This is a genomic window from Actinomadura citrea, assembly GCF_013409045.1.
GTDB classification, from domain to species: Bacteria; Actinomycetota; Actinomycetes; order Streptosporangiales; family Streptosporangiaceae; genus Spirillospora; species Spirillospora citrea.
In genome coordinates, this window is sequence record NZ_JACCBT010000001.1 from 5,097,739 (window position 1) to 5,116,943 (window position 19,205).

Consider the following 19,205-nt stretch of genomic DNA (forward strand, 5'->3'; position numbering starts at 1 on the left):
GGGGAGGAAGGTCAGGGGCGGGCCGGCCGGGGAGCCTCCAGCGCCTCGGGGTTCGCGCAGTGCAGGAGGGGCTCGCCGCGCACGTGGCGGCCGACGTCGGCGGCGAGGATGCGGGCCGCGTTGGCGGCGGTCTGCTTGCTGGCCCCGGCCAGGTGCGGCGTGACGATGATGTTCGGGGTGGTCAGCAGCCGCGACCCGGCCGGGATCGGCTCCTCGGGGAAGACGTCGAAGGCGGCGGCGAACAGGTGCCCGGACTCGGCGGCGTCGCAGACGGCCTCGTAGTCCAGCAGCGACCCGCGCGCGCAGTTGACGATGATGGAGCCGGGTGGCATCGCGGCGATCTGCGCGGCGCCGATCATCCCCGTGGTCTGCGGCGTCGCGCGGGCGTGCAGGGAGACGATCTGCGCGCGCGCCAGCAGTTCGTCCAGCGGGACGAGTTCGGCGATGCCGGACAGGTCGCCGAGGTCGTCCAGGTACGGGTCGTGGACGAGCACGCGGGCGCCGAGCGCGGCGAGCGTCCTGGCGACGCGGCGGCCGACGGCGCCGCAGCCGACGAGCCCGGCGGTGCTGCCGTGGATCTCGATGCCGACGTCGTCGTAGCGGTAGTAGTCGCCGCGCCACTGCCCCGCCATCAGGTCGACGTGCGTCTGCGGGATGCGCCGCACCGCCGCGAGGATCAGCCCGAGGGTGTGCTCGGCGGTGGCGCCGGCGTTGCGTCCGGGCGCGAAGCAGACGGCCACGCCGTGCTCGGTCGCCGCCTCCAGGTTGGCGTTGACGGGCCCGCCGCGGCTGATCCCGAAGAGCCGCAGGTCCGGTGAGGCCTCCAGGATCCGCCGGGTCAGCGGGGCCATCTGGGTGACGCAGACCTCGGCGCCGCGCAGCGCCTCGATGAGCTGCTCCTCGGTCCCGGACGCCTCGTCGACCTCGGCGACGCGCCCGAACGGCTCCACCGGCCACGGCAGGGTGACCTCCGAGAACGCCAGGTCGCCGGGCGCCTCGGCGCGCAGAGCGCCGATGAGCAGCTCGTTGCGGACGAAGAGGTCACCGGCCGCGAGCACGCGGGTAGTCATTCATCGCTCCAGTGGGGTGTTGAACTCCAGGAGGGCGGCCTCGCCGTCCCGGAGCCGGATCTCGGTCAGTGCGCAGTTGCCCAGCGACGGGAACCGCCGCCGGTAGTCCTTGAGCGGCACCCCCAGGAGCCGGCACAGCGCGAGCCGGATCGCCGTGGAGTGCGCGACGACCAGCACGCGGGCGCCCTGGTGCAGGCGGGCGATGTCGTCCAGGCACGCGGTGAAACGCCGGGCGGCCGCGGCCGGGTCCTCGCCGCCGGGCAGGTGGGCGGCGACGGGGTCGGCCAGGAACGCGCGCAGCTCCGCGGGGAACTTGCGTTCCATCTCCCCGCGGGTGAGCCCCTCGCCGTGCCCGAAGTCCAGCTCCCGGAGCCGCTCGTCGACGTGCAGCCGCGCGCCGATCGCCGCGGCGGACGGCGCCGCGGTCAGCCGGGACCGCGACAGGTCCGAGCACCACACCGCGTCGGGCCGGGCCGCGTCCGCCCACGCGGCCAGCGTGCGGGCCTGCTCCAGGCCGCGCGGGGTCAGCGCGACGTCGCTGATCCCCGCGTAGCGGTTCTCGGCGTGCCACTCGGTCTCCCCGTGCCGGACGAGGATGAGGCGCGTCATCGGGATGTCCTCTCGCGTGCGTGCGCGGCGGTCTCGGCAGGCAGCCACCCGCGCCGTTCCAGCTCACCGACCAGGCGCAGGTAGGGCGCGTCGAACACGCCGGTCTTCTCCGGACGCGGGTCGATGACCGCCTTGACGGCGACCATCCGCCCGGCGGTCTCGGCGACGTCGCGGCCCGGCGCGGCGGCGAGGACGGCGGCGCCGAGCGCGGGTTCGGCCTGCCGGGGCAGCACGACGGGGCGGCCGAGGATGTCGGCGCGCAGCTGGCACCAGTACCGGCTGCGCGCGGCCCCGCCCGTCAGCGTCAGGTCGCCCCCGGTGGGCGCGCCGAGCAGGTCGAGGTGGTCGAAGCAGAGCCGCTCCAGGTAGCCGACGCCCTGCAGGACGGCGGCGAAGTCGTCGGCCTCGTCGCCCGTCCCGTCCAGCCGGAACCCGCGGGCGTCCGGCGCGAGGAACGGGAACCGCTCCCCCGCCGGGACGAGCGGGTAGGCCAGCGCCGCCGCCGGTTCGCGCCGGGCGGCGCGCCGGTCCAGGTCGGCCAGGTCGCGGCCGGGGAAGTCGCGGGAGATCGCGCCGGCGCCGGTGCTGGACGCGCCGCCGGGCAGCCACCGCCCGTCCGGGGCCCTGTGGGAGTAGACGACGCCGAACGGGTCCTGGACGAGGTCGTCGCTGACGCCCTTGAGGACGAGGGTCGTCCCGAGGACGGAGTTCCACGACCCGACGGTGAGGCGTCCCGTCCCGAGCTGCGCGGCGCACCCGTCGGTGGCGCCCGCGACGACGGTGGTCCCCTCGGGGAGGCCGGTCGCTTCGGCGGCCGCCGCGCAGACCGTCCCGAGCGGCGTGCCGGACCGTTCCAGCGGCGGGAGCAGATCGGCGGGGACGCCCAGCGCGTCGAGGACGTCCGCGGGCCAGGCCTCGGCCACGAGGTCCGCCCCCGTCTTGAGCGCGTTGCTGAGGTCCGCGGCCACCGGGTGTCCGGTCAGCCGCCGGTTGACGAAGTCGGCCTGGTGGGCGAGGCGGGCGCCCGCGCGCGGGTGGTTCTCCAGGAGCCACAGCAGTTTCGGCAGGGCCCAGGCGGGCTGCATGCGCTGGTAGCCGAGGCTGCGCCACACCTCGCCGCCGGCCTCGTTGACCCGCTGGACGTGGTCGGCCGCGCGGGTGTCGTCGTACATGAGCGCCGGGGTCAGCGGCCGCCCGCCGTCGTCGGTGAGCAGGATCGTCCCGGACGTGGCGTCGACGGCGACGGCCTGCACCGCCTGCGCCGGGACGTCGCGCAGCGCCTCCCGGCAGGCGGCGCCGACCGCCGTCCACCAGTCCTCGGGGTCCTGCTCGTGCCGGGGGCCGTCCCGCCGCCCGGTCAGCGCCCGGCTGCCGGCCCCGGCCACGTCTCCCGACGCGGTGACGGCTAGCGCGCGCACGCTCTGCGTCCCCAGGTCGACGCCGACCCACACCGCCTCGTTCTGGTCGGTCACCGGGCGCCGCCGTCCCGGCCGGTGCGGGCACGTGCCGCCGCGAGGGTCGGCCAGGCGGGCGCCGTGGCGGTGCGGATCGTCAAGAAGTCCTCATAGGTCTGGGCGTAGTGGGCGGCCCGGCCCGGGTCGGGCGCGTAGGTGTCGCCGGGTCGGACGTGGGCGTCGGCGGCCTCGCGGGCATCGGCGGCCCGCCCGGTGGCCAGGAGGCCGACGATGAACGCGCCGCGCGCGCCGGCCTCGCTGTCGGCCGACCGGACGACGGGGACCCCGGTGACGTCGGCCAGCATGCCGAGCCAGACGGGGCTGGCCGAGCCGCCGCCGCTGACCCGCAGCTCGGTGGGGCGGGTCTCGGCCGCCATCAGGCAGTCGCGCACGACCAGGCTCAGCCCCTCCAGGACGGCGCGGGCGATCTGCTCGCGCTCGTGGTGGACGGTGAGGCCGTGGAACGCGCCGCGCGCCTGCGGGTCCAGGAACGGCGCGCGTTCGCCCGCGGGCGACAGGTACGGCAGGAAGACCAGGCCGTCGGCGCCCGGCGCCGCCCGCGCCGCCAGCTCGGCGAGCTCCGCGGGCGCGGCGAGGCCGAGCACGCGGCACGCCCAGTCGACGACCTGGCCGCCCGCGAGCGTCGGGAAGGCCCGCAGGTAGCGGCCCGGCAGGCCCATCGCGACCGTGAGGCCGGACGGATCGCCGCTCAGGCGCGGGGCGTCCACGACCGTCTCCGTGCACAGCGTCGTGCCGAGGATCGTGCAGGCCTGGCCGGTGTCGACCGCGCCGACGCCGATCGCGGTGGACGCGATGTCGTAGGGGGCGAGGACGACCGGCAGGCCCTCCGGCAGCCCCAGCTCGTCCGCCGCGTCCCTGGTCAGGGGGGCGGCGCGCCGGTCGTCGCCGCGCAGGTCGGGCAGGAGCCGCCGCGCCCACTCCATGTCGTAGGCGCGGAGCAGGTCGTCCGAGAAGCGGAGCGCGGCGATGTCCAGGAACGGCGCGGACGCGTCCGAGCCGTCCACCGCGATCCGCCCGGTGAGGCGGGAGAAGATCCAGCCGCCGCAGGTGAGGGACGCCGCCGACCGGGCGAGCCGGTCGGGGTCGTGCTCGCGCAGCCAGGTGAGGATCGCGTTCGGCAGGCCCGCGAAGTGCAACGACCCGTTGACGCGGAACGCCCGCTCCAGCACGCCGGAGGCGGCCCAGCGCTCGACGGCCGGGGCGGCGCGGCCGTCGTTCCACAGGATCGCCGGGCCGGTGGGGGCGCCGTCGCCGTCCACCAGCCAGCAGCCGTCGCCCTGCGCGGTGAGCGCCAGGAAGTCGACGTCGCCGCCGACCTGGGCGAGCACCTCCCGGACAGCGTCGGCGACGGCCCGCCACACCGCGCCCATGTCCTGCTCGGCGTGCCCCGGGGCGGGCCGGGCCACCTCGGTGGGACGCCGGGCGACGGCCAGTTCGGCGCCGTCCCCGGCGTACCCCACCGCCTTGATCATCGTGGTGCCCGCGTCGACGCAGACGACCGTCATCGGTTCCCCCGTCCGTTGCGTAGTGGTCCCATCCAACCCGGGCCGGTCAGGCGCGGCCGTGCGAGGCGCGCGAGCGGCGGGCGACCGAGTCCAGCGCCACGGCGAGCAGCAGCACCGCGCCGGTGACCATGAAGCGGTAGGACGAGTCGAGGTTCAGCAGCGTCAGCCCGCTGGAGATCGACTGGATGACCAGGATGCCGAGCAGCGCCGCGAACGCGTTGCCGCGCCCGCCGAACAGGCTCGTCCCGCCGATGACGGCCGCCGCGATCGCGTTCAGGTTGACGTCGCCGCCGCCGCTGCTCTGGTTGGCCGCGGCGAGGCGCGCCGCGGCGAGGATGCCGCCGATCGCGGCGAGCGTGGTGCACATGACGAACGCCGAGGCGTAGACCGTCTTGACGTTGATGCCGGCGCGCCGGGCCGCCTCGACGTTGCCGCCGACGGCGTACACGGACTTGCCGTACTTCGTCCGGGACAGGACGTAGTGCGTCACCAGCACGAGCGCCAGGAACAGGACGAACATCCAGCCGACCCCGCGGTCCCGGTTCAGGTACCAGACCGCCACGCCGAGGCCGACCAGCAGGGCGGCGCTGCGCAGGATGAGCGTGCGCTCCGTCGTCGCGGGCAGGCCCGCCCTGCGGCGCTGGGCCGCCCGGTTGTGGCCCGTCAGGTACAGCCCGGCCGCGCCGACGACGACCAGCGCGTACGCGAACCACGGCGGGAGGAAGTCGAGCTGGGCGAACGTCACCAGCCGCGAGTCGAACGGCAGGTTGATCGATCCCTTGGGCCCGAGGACCCACAGCTGCAGGCCGAGCCAGCCGAGCAGCCCCGCCAGGGTGATCACGAAGCTGGGCACGCCGAGCCGGTTGAACACCTTCGCGTAGAACCAGCCCAGCGCGACGGCCAGGGCCACCGCCGCGGCGATCGCCAGCCAGGACGGCCAGCCGTGGTCGACGAACAGGACCGCGACGACGGCGGCGCTGAGCCCGCTGACCGACCCCACCGACAGGTCGATCTGCCCGACCAGCAGCATGAACATCACGCCGAGCGCGATGACGCCGACCGGCACGCACTCCAGCGCCAGGTTGACCAGGTTCGCGCTGGACAGGAAGACCGGGTTGAGGATCTGCATCACGGTCCAGATCACGACCAGCCCGCCGACCACCGGCGCGACGCCGAGGTCGCCGCCGCGGACCCGGTCGGCGGCCGCCGCCAGCGCGGCGCGCACGCCGCGGTCCCCGGGCTCGCCCGGCAGGCCGGTCTTGGTCTCCGGGGGTGCCATGAGGTCACTCATCGCCCGCTCCCTTCCTCAGGCCGCCCGGTGCGACCCGCTCGGGCCGATCGCCGGCCGGCTCGTCCGCGTCGCCGGCGGCGTCCCGCGCCTGCGCGGTCTCGGTCTTCCCGCCGGCCTCGCCGGGGGCGTCCGCCGCTTCGGGACGGAGCTTGCCGGCGCGGCGGCTCACCACGTTGTCGGTCGCGCCGGTGATGGCGGCGACCAGTTCCTCGGCGGAGGTCGTCCGCGCGTCGAACACCCCGTTGTTGCGGCCGAGGCGCAGCACCGCGACGGTGTCGGCGACGGCCTGCACGTCCGCCATGTTGTGGCTGATCATGAGGACGCCGTGCCCGCGCTCTCTGAGCCGCTCGATCAGGTTGAGCACCTCGGCGGTCTGCGCCACGCCGAGCGCGGCGGTCGGCTCGTCCAGGATGATGACCTTCGGGTCGCCGAGCAGCGACCGGGCGATCGCCACCGTCTGCCGCTGGCCGCCCGACAGCGCCGCGACCGGGACCCCCACCGAGGGGATCTTCGCCGAGAGCTGGGTGAGCAGTTCGCGGGAGCGGACCTCCATCGCGACGTCGTCCAGGCGCAGGGCCCGCATCTCGCGGCCGAGGAACAGGTTCTCGATCACGTTGAGGTTCTCGCAGAGGGCGAGGTCCTGGAAGACGGTCGCGATGCCGAGCTGCTGCGCCGCGGCCGGGGTGGGGATGCTCACCTCCCGCGACTCGAAGGTGATGGTCCCCGCGTCCGGGGCGTGCACGCCGGACAGGACCTTCACCAGGGTGGACTTGCCGGCGCCGTTGTCGCCGACGAGGGCGACGACCTCGCCCGCGGCGACGTCCAGGTCGACGCCGGTGAGCGCGGCGACCGCGCCGAACGACTTGCTGACGCCGCGCAGCGACAGCAGCGGGCCCGCCGCGCCGGCGGCCGGGGTGGGCGTTGGTGACATGACGAACCTCGGGAGATCGCTACTTGAGGCCGAGCTTGGCGCAGGCGGCCGCGTACTCGGCGGTGCAGACCTTGTCGGCCTTGAGGGCGCCGCCCGGGCCGAGCAGGACCTTGCCGATGTTGTCCTGGGTGACGACGGTCGGGGTGAACAGCTCCGACGGCGTGCCGAACAGCGTCGTGTTGCCCTTCGGGGTCTCGCCCTGGACGAACGCGTGGGCCGCATTGGCGGCGGCCTCCGCGACGATCTTGATCGGCTTGGAGATCGTGTTGTACTGGTCGCCGGCGATGATCCGCTGCGCGGCGGCGAGCTCGGCGTCGTTGCCGGTCACCGGCGGGACGTCGGTGCCGGCGGCCTTGAACGCGGCGACGGCGGCGCCGCCCGTGCCGTCGTTCGCGGCGACGACGCCCGCGATCTGGCCGCGGAACTTGCTGATCTGGCCGCTGACCCACTGCTGGGCCTTGGCGGGCTCCCAGCCGGGAGTGTCGTACTCGGCGAGCAGTTTGAAGCCGCTCGGGTCGACCGAGCTGTGGATGCCCTTCTTGATGAGGTTCGCGGCCGCGTCCGTCGGCGAGCCGTTGACCTCCAGGATGCCGCCCTCGGCCTTCTCCTGCTTGAGGTGGTCGACCAGCGACTGGCCGATCATCGCGCCGATCTTCTCGTTGTCGAACGAGACGTAGTAGTCGGCCTTGGCCGCCGGGATGGGGCGGTCGTAGGCGATCACCTTCACGTCCCGGGACTGCGCCATCCGGACGATCGACGCCGCCGCGGCCGAGTCGACCGGGTCGATCACGATCGCCTTGACGCCCTGGGCGAGCACCGAGCTGGCCTGCTGCTGCTGCTTGGAGGCGTCGGCGCCGGCGTTCTGGTAGAGCACCGTGCAGCCGCCGCACAGCTGCTTCATCTTGGCCTTGAACAGCGGGGCGTCGTAGAGCTCGTAGCGGGTCGAGGCGATGTCGGGCATGAGGAACGCGATCTTGGCGCTCTTCGCGTCGCCGCCGCCGGACCCCGCGCTCTTGGAGGAGCACGCCGCGGCGGGGGCGAGCGCGGCGAGCGCCGCGGCGGCCGCGGCGACCGTCCTGAGAGAGGGCTTCTTCACAGAGTTCTCCTCGGGGGTGCGCCCGTGAAGGGGGCGATGGAGCCGATGCGGCGTCCGCTCGACCGGGATCGGCGGCCACCGCGGGGAGAACGTAACATTCCGAACGTTAGAAGTGTCAATACATGGGCGTTAACTAACACGGATGATCGTGAAGATGATCGTTCCGGGAGTCAGTAAAGCCTGGTCACAGCTCAGCATCGATCCCGTGGGGGCCCTAGGCGTCCACGGGTCAGGCGATGTTAGTTGTAACGTCCCGTGCTCACACGGAGGTCAGCGGCGCGGGCGCACGGCGACGTCGTAGTCGACCTTGTGCTTCGCCAGTTCGGCCAGCGCCTCCGGCGCCGCCCCGTCGTCGACGACGACGCGCTCGAAGTCGCTCAGCGGCGCGACCCGGTGCAGCGCGGTGCGGCCCAGCTTCGTGTGGTCCACCAGCAGGACGTTGCGGACGGCGCTGCGCAGCATGGCCCGCTTGACGACCACGACCCGCTGCTCCTGGTGGCCGGCGTTGCCCGCCGACACCGCCGAGGTCGACACGAAGCACAGGTCGACCTGCAGGGACTCGATCATCTCGACGCACGAGACGCCCATGAAGGAGTTGTGCAGCGGGTCGTAGTCGCCGCCGAGCGCGATCAGCCGGATGCCCTGCACCGGGGCCAGCAGGTTCAATCCGTCCAGGAAGTTGGTGACGATCGTCAGCGGGCCGAGGCCGGGGAGCCGCCGGGCCAGGGCGAGGGCCGTCGTCGAGTCGTCGAGCATGATCGCCATGCCGGGCTCGACCAGCTCCGCCGCCCTGGCGGCGACGGCCTCCTTCTCGTCGCGCATCGTCTTGGCGCGGTAGGCGACGCTGCTCTCGAAGACCCCGGACCGCTGCGCGGTGACCCCGCCGCGGTACTTGCGGACGATGCCCTGGCGCTCCAGCTCGTCCAGGTCGCGGTGGATCGTCATGAGGCTGACCCCGAACCGCTCGGCGAGCCCGGCGGCCGTCCCCGACCCCGCGGCGAGCACCGCCTCGGCGATCGCGTCCTGCCGCTGCGCGGGCCCCCGCCGCTGCCGGTCGCTCATGCCCCGCTCCTTCGTCCGGACGCCAGGCCAGAAGTTAACACCAGTAATGTTAAGAGCTCAACTCACCCGGTCACCGGTCGCCGCCCCCGGTCGTCGGCAGGCCCGCCGCGCGCCAGGCCTTGAACCCGCCCACGACGTCAGTCGCGCGGGTCAGCCCGAGGTCGTGCAGGGAGGCGGCGGCGAGGCTGGAGGTGTAGCCCTCCGAGCAGAACACGATGACGCGCAGGTCGTGGCCGGTGGCCTGGGGCAGCCGGGCGCCCGAGGCCGGGTCGAAGCGCCACTCCAGGACGTTGCGCTCCACGATCAGCGCGTCCGGGATCTCGCCCTCCTGCGCGCGCTGGGCGGCCGGGCGGATGTCGACCAGCACCGCCCCTTCTCTCATCTCGTCGTGAGCCTGGTCGGGGTGGACGCGCGCGAGCCGGTCGCGCGCCGCGGCGAGGATGTCATCGATAGTGCGTGCCATGGACCAAGCATGGCAGGCAGGTCAGGCCAGCTGCGCCTCGGCCGAGGCGAGCACCTCCTGGATCCGCAGGCCGTGGGCGGCGTCCAGCGCCGGGCCCGCGCCGCTCCGGACGGCGGCGGCGAACTCGGCCACCATCGTGGCGAAAGCGTCGTCGCCGAGCTGCGACCAGTCGAGCCGCGCGTGGCCGCCCCGCCCGTACACCTCGACGTGGGCGGGCGGGAGCTCCCCCATGCCCGCCATCGACACCGACGCCTGGCTGATCGCGCCGCCCTCGTGCTCCAGCATCAGCCCCAGCCAGCCGAGCGGGTCGCCGTGCGCGCGCACGGCGGCGACCCGGCCGAGCGCGGCGTCCAGCAGGTCGACGATGTGGGGGCCGAGGTCGAGCAGCGCCCCCTTCTCCAGCCGCCACGGCGTGGCGAAGGGGCCCCCGCTCAGCACGGACGAGACGAACGAGCCGTAGCCGCCGAACGGCTCCAGCCCCCGCGCCCGGTCGAGGAAGTCGCGGGCGGCGCGCGAGTAGCGCAGCGTCAGGACCATCTGCGAGACGACGCCCGCCTCGGCGACGGCGCCCGCAAGGCGGCGGGCGCCGTCCAGGTCCATGGCGAGGGGCTTCTCCAGCAGGACGGCCTTGCCCGCCCGGGCGGCCCGGGCGGCGAGGTCGGCCTGCACGTCCGGCGGGACGGAGAACGCCACGGCCTCGCAGGCGTCGAACAGCTCCTCGATCCGCTCGAACGAGGGCGCGCCGTGCTCGCCGGCCAGTGCGGCGGACGCCTCGGGCCGCCGGGCCCACACGCCCGCGAGCCGCGTGGCCGGACCCGCCGCCAGCGCCGGCGCGTGCACCATCCCCGCCCAGGGTCCCGCCCCGACCAGCCCCACCGCCACGGAATCGCTCATGGGACAAACGTAGACGATCTACCAGCTTTCCGGCGCAGTGCGCGGCGGGGGCGGCGGGCGTCAGCCGAGCTGGACGCCGAAGAACAGCGCGAGGAGCGCGCCCAGGGCCCCGAGCGCGCCCCAGGCGGCGAGCCCGGCCTTGGACGTGGCGCGGGTGTGCAGGAACGCGGCCACGCCCGACAGCAGGACGAACACCAGCTTCACCTCCAGGGTGCGCTGGGCGGCGCCTTCCAGGTCGTCCGCGACGATGTTCCAGACGCCGGTGAGGACGAGGACGGCGAACGCGGGCCAGGCGATCGTGTTGAACCGGCGGGCGGCGGCTTTGGTGACGCCCTCGTGGCCGCGCAGCGCGGGCACGAGCGCGCCGAGGGTGATCTGCCCGCCGACCCAGATCGTCGCGGCGAGCACATGCAGGAAGATCCGCACGTCGGCGGTGGTGACGGCGAGCACGAGGGGCCTCCGAGGACGGACCGGGCAGGTGGTGGGACGGGTCGCCCCGGACGTTACCGCCCGCCCCGGCGGTGTCCGGCGAAGACCCGGGCGCCTCAGGTGGTCCGCTCCCATCCCCGGCGGGGACGGTGCATGCCGAGCTGCTCGTCACGGCTGCGGTAGACGATGTAGGGGCGGGTCAGGTAGCCGACGGGCGCGGTGAGCATGTGGACCAGGCGGGTGAACGGCCAGATGGAGAACAGCACGAGCGCGCTGATCGCATGGAGCTGGAACAGGATCGGCACACCGGTCATCAGGTCGGGGTCGGGCCGCAGGTAGAAGATCGACCGGAACCAGGGGGAGACCGTTTCCCGGTAGTCGTAGCCGCCTCCGACGATGTTCGCGACGACGGTCGCGGACAGGCCGAGGACGATGGTCAACGCCAGGACGGCGTACATGAGCTTGTCGTTGCGGGTGGTGGCGGAGAACACCGGCCCGACCGTGCGGCGACGGTAGATCAGGATCGCCAGTCCGGCCAGGGTGCAGAAGCCCGCGACGGTGCCGAGCACCACGGCGACGACGTGGTACATGCCCTCGGTCACGCCGGCGGCCTCCGTCCAGTCGTCGGGGATCAGCAGCCCGCCGACGTGGCCGAGCGCCACGAGGATGATGCCGAAGTGGAACAGCGGGCTCCCGATGCGCAGCAGCCGCCGTTCGTAGAGCTGGGACGAGCGGGTCGTCCAGCCGAACTTGTCGTAGCGGTAGCGCCAGATGTGCCCGAGGACGAACACCACCAGGGCGACGTAAGGCAGGGCGACCCAGAGGAGGATGCCGGCGACGCCGGGGTCGCCGCCGTTCTCGGCGGCGAGAACGGGCAGGTCACTGGTCATGAGCGGGCTCCAAGAACGGGATCGGGCAGGAAGACCGGCCCCATGGCGGTCGCGTCGGCGCCGTAGGGGGCGAGGCCGACCTCCTCTTCGGGCGGGCCTTCGGCGACGAGCCGGGCCACGGCGTCCTCGGCCCGCCCGGTCAGCGGCGGCAGCGTGGCCGTGACGGCGTCCAGGACGGCCTTCCACGGCGACCCGGACTCGCTGAGGGCCAGGCGCAGGATCTCCAGGCCGGCGCGGTGCTCCAGGAGCAGCCGGCGTCCCTGTGCGAGGTCGCCGGTGGCGGCGAACTCCAGCACGACGGCCAGGTGGTCGGGCAGCTCGCCTTCGTCCAGGCCGAGCCCGGCCGCCTGGTACGCCTGCTTGAACCGCACCAGGGCCATGCCGCGTTTGCGGGTGTCCCCGTAGGCGTAGTACGTGAGGTAGAGGCAGCAGCGTTTGCGGTGGTCGAACGTGGCGACGTAGTCGGCCGCCAGCTCGCGCGGCGGGGTGGCGTCCAGATGGTCGAGGACGCGGCTCAGCGGCTCCGCGGCCGGCGGGGGCAGGCTCGCCACGGCCCGGCGCAGCAGCGGCCGCCGCCCGAGCAGTTCCTCGTCGGGGTAGCCGAGCAGCAGCGAGGCGACCTGCCAGGCGGTGGCGAGCTCGGTGTCGGTGAGACCTGCCTTGTTCGCGGGTCTGATCTTCACGGCCTGGGCTCCGTTCCGGCGTCGTCCGAGTCCGCGGACGGGTCGCCGCCCTCCCGGACCGGGCCCTCGTCGTCGTCGCGGGCGGGGAACAGTCCGGCGGGGGCGCCCTTGCCGTCCCAGTTGAGCAGGTTGACGCGCGTGTGCTTGTCGGCCGGGTCGACCGGGCTGTCGGAGGTCTGCCGCTCCCTGAGCATGTGGAAGTTCTCCACCGCGATGGGGCTGGCACCGCCGGACGCCTCGCCGAACGGCCCCGAGCCGCCGCCCAGCCCGGCTCCGCCCATTCCCGGTCCGCCCTCGTAGTCGAGCGCGCACTCCGTCGCCAGTTCCTCCAGGCCGTGGGCCTGCTCGGCGTGCGCGGGCGGGATCACGTACCGCTCGTCGTACTTGGCCAGCGCCAGCAGCCGGTACATGTCGTACATCGCCTCCCCCGACATCCCGACCCCCTGGGGGATCGTGTCGTCGGGCTCGCGGCCGAGGTTGATGTCGCGCATGTAGGACCGCATCGCGGCCAGGCGCCGCAGCACGGCGTCCACCGGGGCGGTGTCCCCGGCGGTGAACAGTTCGGCGAGGTACTCGACCGGGATGCGCAGCGCGTCGATCGCGGCGAACAGGTTCCCCCCGTCCTCGGCGTCGTGGCCGGTGTCGCGGACGACGTCCACGACCGGCGACAGCGGCGGGATGTACCAGACCATCGGCATCGTCCGGTACTCCGGGTGCAGCGGCAGCGCCACCTTGTAGGTGTTGATCAGTGCGTGGATCGGGGAGCGCTGCGCGGCCTCGATCCAGTCGGCCGGGATGCCGTCGCGCTCGGCCGCCGCCACGACCTCCGGGTCGCTCGGGTCCAGGAACACCTGCCGCTGCGCCTCGTAGAGCCCGGTGTCGTCGGGGGTGGACGCGGCCTCCAGCACCTTGTCGGCGTCGTAAAGGATCAGCCCGATGTAGCGGAGCCGTCCCACGCAGGTCTCCGAGCAGACGGTGGGGATGCCGACCTCGACGCGCGGGAAGCAGAACGTGCACTTCTCGGCCTTGCCGGTGCGGTGGTTGAAGTACACCTTCTTGTACGGGCAGCCCGACACGCACATCCGCCAGCCGCGGCAGCGGTCCTGGTCGACCAGCACGATGCCGTCCTCGGTCCGCTTGTAGATCGCGCCGGACGGGCAGGACGCCGCGCAGCTGGGGTTGAGGCAGTGCTCGCAGATCCGCGGCAGGTAGAACATGAAGGTCTTGTCGAACTCCATCTTCACCTTGTCGGAGATCTCCTTGAGCAGGACGTCCTTGGCACCGTGCTCGACCGAACCGCCGAGGTCGTCGTCCCAGTTCGCCGACCAGGAGACCTTCATGTCCCTGCCCGACAGCAGCGACTTCGGCCGTGCGACCGGCGTGTGCTCCTGCAGGGGCGCGTCGGTGAGGGTCTCGTAGTCGTAGGTCCAGGGCTCGTAGTAGTCGTCGATCCCGGGCAGCTTGGGGTTGGAGAAGATCGTCAGGAGCTTGCGGAGCCGGCCGCCGCCCTTGAGGGCGAGCCGGCCGCGCCGGTTCAGCGTCCAGCCGCCGCGCCAGCGCTCCTGGTCCTCGTACCGCCGAGGGTAGCCCTGCCCGGGCCGGGTCTCGACGTTGTTGAACCACACGTACTCGACGCCGCTGCGGTTGGTCCACGCCTGCTTGCAGGTGACCGAGCAGGTGTGGCACCCGATGCACTTGTCGAGGTTCATCACCATCGACATCTGCGCCATGACCCGCATCAGTACTGCACCTCCTGGGAGCGGCGGCGGATGACGGTGACCTCGTCGCGCTGGTTGCCGGTCGGGCCGAGGTAGTTGAACGCGAACGACAGCTGCGCGTACCCGCCGATGAGATGGCTCGGCTTGATCAGCAGCCGGGTCAGCGAGTTGTGGATGCCGCCGCGGCGGCCGGAGGTCTCCGACCGCGGGACGTCGATCAGCTTGTCCTGCGCGTGGTACATGTACACCGTGCCCTCCGGCATCCGGTGCGACACGATCGCCCGGGCGACGACGACGCCGTTGCGGTTCACCGCCTCGATCCAGTCGTTGTCGCGCACGCCGATCTTCGCGGCGTCCACCCCGCTCATCCAGATCACCGGGCCGCCGCGCGACAGCGACAGCATGAACAGGTTGTCCTGGTACTCCGAGTGGATCGACCACTTGTTGTGCGGGGTGAGGTAGCGGACGGTCAGCCCCAGCTCGCCGGTCTCGCCGAGCTCGGGCTCGCCGAACAGGGCGGACATGTTGAGCGGCGGGCGGAACGTCGGCAGCTGCTCGCCCAGCTCGGCCATCCAGTCGTGGTCGAGGTAGAAGTGCTGCCGCCCGGTCAGGGTGTGCCACGGCTTGAGCCGCTCCACATTGATCGTGAACGGCGAGTACCGGCGCCCGCCGGCCTCCGACCCCGACCATTCCGGGGAGGTGATGACGGGCACGGGACGCGCCTGGGTGTCGGCGAACGTGATCTGCCTGCCCTCGTGCTCGGCGGCCAGATCGGCGAGGCGCTGCCCGGTGCGCCGCTCCACCGCCCGGAATCCCTGGGTGGCGAGCTGCCCGTTCGTGGTCCCGGACATCGCCAGGATCATCTCGCAGGCGTGCACGTCGCGCCGCAGCGACGGACGCCCGTCCGCCGGGCCGCCCCGCACCACGCCGTTCTTGTGCCTCAGGTACTCGACCGCGCCTTCCATGTCGAACGTGACGCCCTTGGTGGTCGCGCCGAGCCGCTCGGCGAGCGGGCCGAGCGCGGTCATCTTCGCGGCGACGGCCGGATAGTCGCGCTCCACCGTCACCAGCTTCGGCATCGTCACTCCGGGGACGGGCTCGCATTCGCCCTCGGCCCAGTCGGCGACGCGTCCGTGGGGGGTGGCCATCTCGTCGGGGGTGTCGTGCAGCAGCGGCACGGCGACGACGTCCTTGCGGACGCCCAGATGCCGTTCGGCGAGCCGGCTGAACTGGACGGCGATGTCCTGGAAGGCCCGCCAGTCGCTCCGGGTCTGCCACGGCGGCGCGATCGCGGGGTTGAACGAGTGCACGAACGGGTGCATGTCGGTGGTGTTGAGATCGTGCTTCTCGTACCAGGTCGCGGCCGGCAGCACGATGTCGGAGTAGACCGTGGTGCTGGTCATCCGGAAGTCCAGCGACAGCAGCAGGTCCAGCTTCCCGGCCGGGGCCTCGTCCCGCCAGACGACCTCCCTCGGGCGTTCGTCCGGCGGTGTCTCCTCCGCCCGTACGGCGTCGTCGGCGCCGAGCAGGTGCTTGAGGAAGTACTCGTTGCCCTTGGCGGACGAGCCCAGCAGGTTGGAGCGCCACACGGTCAGGACACGGGGGAAGTTCTCCGGGGCGTCGGGGTCCTGGCAGGCGAACTTCAGCCGGCCCGCCTTCAGCTCGTCCACGATGTGCTCGCCGGCCGGCCTCCCGGCGGCCTCCGCCTCGTCGGCGAGGGTGAGCGGGTTGCGGTCGAAGGTCGGGTAGGACGGCATCCAGCCCAGCCGTGCCGCCTGCGCGATCACGTCGGCCGTGGACCGTCCGGCGAGCTGCCCGCCGCCCGTCGCCGCCGACAGGGTGCCCGCGTCGAACTGGTCGTAGCGGAACTGGTCGGAATGCAGGTACCAGAAGGCGGTGCCGATCATCTGGCGGGGCGGGCGGGACCAGTCCAGCCCGAACGCCAGCTGCGCCCACCCGGTCACCGGGCGGCACTTCTCCTGCCCGACGTAGTGCGCCCAGCCGCCGCCGTTCACGCCCTGCCCGCCGGTCAGCGTGGTCAGCGCGAGGAACGTCCGGTAGATGGTGTCGGAGTGGAACCAGTGGTTGGTGCCAGCGCCCATGATGATCATCGACCGGCCGCGGGACTCCTCGGCGTTCGCCGCGAACTCCCGCCCGATCCGCTCGGCCGCCCGCGCGGGGACGCCGGTGACCGTCTCCTGCCAGGCCGGTGTGCCCGGCTCCGACGCGTCGTCGTAGCCGGAAGGCCACGAACCGGGCAGCCCGGCCCGTCTCACCCCGTACTGGGCGAGCAGCAGGTCGAACACGGTCGTGACCAGATGGCCGCCGACCTCCCGGACCGGCACGCCCCTGCGGAGCGTTCCAGGGGCGCCGTCGACGCCGTCGAACCGGGCCAGCTCGATCTCGACCGTCTCGCCGCCCTCGACCGACAGCAGCGGGTCGGCGTCGCCCAGGTCCAGGTTCCACCTGCCCACGCCGGCGTCGCCGTACCGGAATCCGAGCGACCCGTTCGGCACCAGCGGATGCCCGGTGTTCGCGTCCAGGATCACGGTCTTGAACGCGGCGTTCTCCGACTCCGCCTCCGCGCCCGGCAGGTCGGCCGCTGTGAGGAACTTGCCCGGGACGCAGGTGCCGTCGCGCTCCTCCAGCCGCACGAGGAAGGGCAGGTCGCTGTAGCGCTTGACGTAGTCGGCGAAGTACGTCGCCTGCCGGTCGACGAAGAACTCCTTGAGGATGACGTGCCCCATGGCCATCGCCAGGGCGCCGTCGGTGCCGGGCTGGGCGGCCAGCCACTCGTCGGCGAACTTGACGTTGTCGGCGTAGTCCGGGGAGACGGCCACGACCTTCTGGCCCCGGTAGCGGGCCTCGGTCATCCAGTGCGCGTCCGGGGTGCGGGTCACCGGCAGGTTCGAGCCCCACATGATCAGGTAGCCAGCGTCCCACCAGTCGCCCGATTCCGGGACGTCGGTCTGGTCGCCGAACACCTGCGGGGACGCCACCGGCAGATCGGCGTACCAGTCGTAGAACGACAGCATCGTGCCGCCGATCAACGACACGAACCGGGCGCCCGACGCGTGCGACACCATCGACATCGCCGGGATCGGAGAGAAGCCGGCGATCCGGTCGGGGCCGAACTCCCCGATGGTGTGGACGTGCGCTGCGGCGATCATCTCGGTGGCCTCGTCCCACGTCGCGCGGACGAGGCCACCGCGGCCCCGCGCGCCCTTGTAGGCGCGGGCCTTCTCCGGGTCGGAGACGATGGCGCGCCACGCGGTCACCGGGTCGCCGGTGCGGGCCTTGGCCTCCCGGTACATCTCCAGCAGGACACCGCGCACGTACGGGTACCGCACGCGGGTCGGCGAGTAGGTGTACCAGGAGAACGACGCGCCCCGGGGGCAGCCGCGCGGCTCGTACTCGGGACGGTCGGGTCCCACCGAGGGGTAGTCGGTCTGCTGCGCCTCCCAGGTGATGATGCCGTCCTTGACGTACACCTTCCAGGAGCACGATCCGGTGCAGTTCACCCCGTGGGTGGAGCGCACGACCTTGTCGTGCGACCAGCGGTCACGGTAGAACGCGTCCGCCTGCCGCCCGCCCTTCTTGGTGATGGTCCGCAGATCGGGCGAGATCCGCGCGCGGGTGAAGTACCTCCGCGTGCCCACCAGTGCGTCTTCCAGCGGGCCGTCCAGGCCAGGCCGGCCATCGGTCGAGCTCAACTCCGCTTCCCTTCCCTATACGTCCTGGCGGCCCGGCGCGGCGCGCCGGACGACCGTGGCGGTGAACAGCGCGGCGGCCGCGGCCACGAGCGCGAGCAGAACCAGTCCGGCGGCGTACGAGCCGTAGGCGCCGTAGACGAAGCCCATCACCAGCGGCGGGACGAACCCGCCGAGTCCGCCCGCGGCGCCGACGACGCCGGTGACCGCGCCGACCTTGCTCACCGGGGTGAGCTGAGCGACCAGCGCGAACGTCGCCCCGCTGCCGGCGCCGAGCGCGGCGGCCATGGCGAGGAACGCGATCGTCCCGAGCGGCGTCAGCGGCGGCGCGGACGCCTGCGCCGCCGCGCCCGCCACCGTCACCGCCAGGGCCACGACCATCACCCGGGCTGCGCCGACCCGGTCCGACAGCCATCCGCCGAGCGGGCGCATCACGACGGCCAGCAGGACGAACCCCGCCATCCGGTTCGCGGCGTCCGCCTGGGACAGCCCGTACTGCGTCTTCAGATACGTCGGCAGGTACACCGAGAACGCGACGTAGCCGCCGAAGGCCACCGCGTACAGCGCCGACATCTGCCAGGTCACGCCCATCCGGGCCGTGGCGACCAGCCGTTTCGCGAGCGGCTCGGCCGGCGCCGTCCGCCCGGGGGCCTCCCGCAGGACGAGCCAGGCGGCCGCCGCGTACACGGCGAGCAGCACGGCCATCACCACGAACGGGAACTCCATCCCGTACCTGTCGACCTCCTTGACCGTCGTCAGAGCGCTGATCGCGGTGCCGCCCATCCCGGCGCCGAAGATCCCGATCGCCAGCCCGCGCCGCTCGGGCGGGAACCAGGCGTTGACGAAGGGGACCCCGACCGCGAACGTCGTGCCGGCGATGCCGAGGAAGAACCCGCCCGCGAGCAGCGACGCCAGCGAGGAGTGCCCGGCCAGGCCCAGGTAGAGGACGGGCACGATGGTGAACAGCGAGACCGCGGGGAACATCGCCCGGCCGCCGAACCGGTCGGTCAGCGCGCCGACGGGGATGCGTCCCAGCGAGCCCACGACCACGGGCACGGCCACGAGCAGGGACTGCTCGAACGACGACAGCTCCAGCGAGTCCTTGAACCGCGGGCCGAGCGGGCTCAGCAGCGCCCACGCCCAGAAGTTCACCGCGAACCCGATCGTGGCCACCGCCAGCATGACCATCGGCCGCCCGCCGCCGCCCCGCCCGGTCTCCGCGGGGCCCGCTTCCGCCGTCCGGCGTGTCCCAGTCACCGTGCTCCTGCCTCCGTCAGCCCGATTTCGGTGGGCCTTCCCTGCGCGTCCTGCGGACACCCATGATCGGTTTCCGCCGCACCACCCTCGTGGAGCTCGGTGACGCGCGGTAGGGACCTTGG

Annotated in this window: 16 protein-coding genes; all 16 read right to left on the minus strand. The window is 73.1% G+C overall.

The features are described from left to right. Positions 1-11: 11 nt before the first annotated feature. A complete protein-coding gene (locus tag BJ999_RS23870) occupies positions 12-1,070 on the minus strand; it encodes a 2-hydroxyacid dehydrogenase (protein WP_179835346.1) in 1,059 nt (352 codons plus the stop codon). Next, positions 1,071-1,679: a histidine phosphatase family protein gene (locus BJ999_RS23875; protein ID WP_179835347.1), complete on the minus strand. Its 609-nt coding sequence runs from the start codon at positions 1,677-1,679 to the stop codon at positions 1,071-1,073. Further along, entirely contained in the window at positions 1,676-3,151 is a 1,476-nt protein-coding gene (locus BJ999_RS23880) for an FGGY-family carbohydrate kinase (protein ID WP_179835348.1), read from the minus strand. Before BJ999_RS23880 ends, BJ999_RS23875 begins: the two co-directional genes overlap by 4 nt. Continuing rightward, positions 3,148-4,659, minus strand: coding sequence for an FGGY-family carbohydrate kinase (locus BJ999_RS23885; RefSeq protein WP_179835349.1), 1,512 nt, complete (start codon positions 4,657-4,659; stop codon positions 3,148-3,150). The genes BJ999_RS23880 and BJ999_RS23885 overlap by 4 nt, the downstream gene beginning before the upstream one ends. Before the next feature lie 46 nt (positions 4,660-4,705). After that, on the minus strand, positions 4,706-5,950 hold the full coding sequence (locus BJ999_RS23890; RefSeq protein ID WP_218935196.1) for a sugar ABC transporter permease: 1,245 nt from the start codon (positions 5,948-5,950) through the stop codon (positions 4,706-4,708). Next, the gene (locus BJ999_RS23895; RefSeq protein WP_179835350.1) at positions 5,943-6,881 is read right to left on the minus strand and encodes an ATP-binding cassette domain-containing protein; all 939 of its coding nucleotides are present in this window, start codon (positions 6,879-6,881) and stop codon (positions 5,943-5,945) included. Before BJ999_RS23895 ends, BJ999_RS23890 begins: the two co-directional genes overlap by 8 nt. A 19-nt stretch (positions 6,882-6,900) precedes the next feature. Then, positions 6,901-7,977: a substrate-binding domain-containing protein gene (locus tag BJ999_RS23900; RefSeq protein WP_179835351.1), complete on the minus strand. Its 1,077-nt coding sequence runs from the start codon at positions 7,975-7,977 to the stop codon at positions 6,901-6,903. Between the two features lie 270 nt (positions 7,978-8,247). After that, complete coding sequence (locus BJ999_RS23905) at positions 8,248-9,039, minus strand: DeoR/GlpR family DNA-binding transcription regulator (protein ID WP_179835352.1); 792 nt, start codon at positions 9,037-9,039, stop codon at positions 8,248-8,250. A 70-nt stretch (positions 9,040-9,109) separates the two neighbouring features. Then, positions 9,110-9,502 (minus strand): rhodanese-like domain-containing protein, encoded by a 393-nt coding sequence (locus tag BJ999_RS23910; protein WP_179835353.1) that lies wholly within the window; start codon positions 9,500-9,502, stop codon positions 9,110-9,112. Positions 9,503-9,523: 21 nt separating this feature from the next. Next, a complete protein-coding gene (locus tag BJ999_RS23915; RefSeq protein WP_179835354.1) occupies positions 9,524-10,396 on the minus strand; it encodes a Gfo/Idh/MocA family protein in 873 nt (290 codons plus the stop codon). A gap of 60 nt (positions 10,397-10,456) precedes the next feature. Continuing rightward, the gene (locus BJ999_RS23920) at positions 10,457-10,846 is read right to left on the minus strand and encodes a hypothetical protein (RefSeq protein ID WP_179835355.1); all 390 of its coding nucleotides are present in this window, start codon (positions 10,844-10,846) and stop codon (positions 10,457-10,459) included. Positions 10,847-10,941: 95 nt separating this feature from the next. Then, positions 10,942-11,715 (minus strand): respiratory nitrate reductase subunit gamma, encoded by a 774-nt coding sequence (narI, locus tag BJ999_RS23925; protein ID WP_179835356.1) that lies wholly within the window; start codon positions 11,713-11,715, stop codon positions 10,942-10,944. Next, on the minus strand, positions 11,712-12,398 hold the full coding sequence (gene narJ / locus BJ999_RS23930) for a nitrate reductase molybdenum cofactor assembly chaperone (RefSeq protein WP_229810711.1): 687 nt from the start codon (positions 12,396-12,398) through the stop codon (positions 11,712-11,714). Before narJ ends, narI begins: the two co-directional genes overlap by 4 nt. Continuing rightward, positions 12,395-14,137: a nitrate reductase subunit beta gene (gene narH, locus BJ999_RS23935; protein WP_179835357.1), complete on the minus strand. Its 1,743-nt coding sequence runs from the start codon at positions 14,135-14,137 to the stop codon at positions 12,395-12,397. The genes narJ and narH overlap by 4 nt, the downstream gene beginning before the upstream one ends. Next, the gene (locus tag BJ999_RS23940; RefSeq protein ID WP_179835358.1) at positions 14,137-17,829 is read right to left on the minus strand and encodes a nitrate reductase subunit alpha; all 3,693 of its coding nucleotides are present in this window, start codon (positions 17,827-17,829) and stop codon (positions 14,137-14,139) included. The genes narH and BJ999_RS23940 overlap by 1 nt, the downstream gene beginning before the upstream one ends. 15 nt (positions 17,830-17,844) lie before the next feature. Then, positions 17,845-19,083: an MFS transporter gene (locus tag BJ999_RS23945; RefSeq protein WP_229810710.1), complete on the minus strand. Its 1,239-nt coding sequence runs from the start codon at positions 19,081-19,083 to the stop codon at positions 17,845-17,847. Positions 19,084-19,205 lie beyond the last annotated feature (122 nt).